Origin of the sequence: Janthinobacterium sp. Ant5-2-1 (assembly GCF_001445815.1) — a bacterium.
Lineage (GTDB): Bacteria > Pseudomonadota > Gammaproteobacteria > Burkholderiales > Burkholderiaceae_D > Janthinobacterium > Janthinobacterium lividum_E.
The window spans coordinates 1-1,552 of sequence record NZ_LNCE01000149.1; the positions used below are offsets into that span (position 1 = coordinate 1).

The following is a 1,552-nucleotide window of genomic DNA, read 5'->3' on the forward strand; positions in this document are numbered from 1 at the left end:
CGATCGTATCCATTCAGGTGCTTACCCGATCACGCCATGACTTAATCTTTCCGTTGCCTGCGGTAGTTGCATTAAGTCGCTACTGTCAGTATTTCCAAGAAGAGATTACTAATATGGTGTATTTTTCAAAAGGTCATCTAGTTCCTTGAAGCGTCCCTTGACACGATCAACGCTGTATTCATACATGAGGGAATTGTGAGCAAATTGGGCCCGTTCAACATCCATATCAACGGTGTTTCCATCAATGCTACCTTGGGCTGGAATACGAAATTGCAGGGAAACGTCATCTTTTGACTTTCCTGTTTTTAAGGCCTTCTCAATGTCAATATCTACCGCCACATATCCAGGCGTATCGGCATTCGCGATATTGGATGCGAGAAGTTCTTGACGGTACGCCCGCAGTCCGAGCGCACGTTCATTGATACTCACCTGCTGCCAAATCTTAGCAGCGGTCAAATTCAATGGAAGGTCAAACTGTGTGTGTTGAATAGTTGCCACTGGAGGCAAGGCCATTGCCACTATTGGCGTCGATCCTAGTGCATTAGCTAATGTGGCAGAAAACATTTGCCCTGCCGTCTTGCCTTCCGCGCTGGTGCTACCCTTAACTGTGAGCCCGATAGATGCCTGGATCGATTCAATTTTATTCATGGATTCCTCCCTCATTGACATTCGATTTCTGACGTTTCAGAGAGCTGGTCGGATAGAGTAACTAACTAACCTGTTCGCTTTAAGGATCAAACACGTCTCAATCGTGATGGGAACTAGCTCTAGTCGCGATAGAGCTGATTTCATTCGCAGTGCGCTCGTCGTCCAAACTATAAACAGGTGCAAAACCACCTCCAGGGGTGCGAAAGTTGGTGGTTTGCCCCTGATACATCCTGGCCGCGGTCCACTGCACCTTTCCGTCATAAACATAGACTCGAAGGTCGAATTTCAGCGAGCTAGGATTATCGGTGGAACCGATCGAGCGCTCACCGGGTATGACGAGGGCCTGAGCGACGTAGTCACCAGCCAGAATGTCCTGCCATACCCGTTTGGTGATCTTTTCACCACGGTACGTGGCTCGCCCCCCGTAACCTGCAACAGGTTTAAAAAACAACTTTCGGCGCTCCGTCCACAAGCGGTCCGCATCGGAGGCCGTCACAATCTGCGTTCGCGGTATGCTCTTGAGCAGAATATCTTGCACGGCGGGGGCTACGCCAAGCGCTACGAGCTCTTTCTTATCCGATAGCAGAACCAGATTTGCCTTATTTGCATAGAGGGTATGCGCTTGGGGGTGCGGCGTTAGCACGATTGCGCTTTCTAGATACGCCGAACGCAATGGGAGACACTGGGGCGACTCAAGCATGAAATCGGTCAGCCGGTTATAGACCAAGTCGATAGCAAGATCCCCATGACGTAAAACGCCATCACGATAGGTAAGGTCCGATGGTGAGGCAATAACGGCCTCTATGCCGTGGCGTTCGAACAAGCGTCGAAAAAGAACAAACTCGGGATAGAGATACTGCTGCTCTGGATGATCGTCAACTATCGCGACTGTCCGAAGTGGCTG

The 1,552-nt window shown here is 50.1% G+C and carries 1 protein-coding gene and 1 pseudogene; both read right to left on the bottom strand.

Annotated features, from left to right (window positions below; all coding sequences use genetic code 11):
* Positions 1–108: 108 nt before the first annotated feature.
* Positions 109–648, bottom strand: coding sequence for a flagellar basal body rod protein FlgB (locus ASN89_RS29805; RefSeq protein ID WP_306821361.1), 540 nt, complete (start codon positions 646–648; stop codon positions 109–111).
* A gap of 97 nt (positions 649–745) precedes the next feature.
* Positions 746–1,552: pseudogene (locus ASN89_RS26730) on the bottom strand (hypothetical protein); the annotation flags it as partial.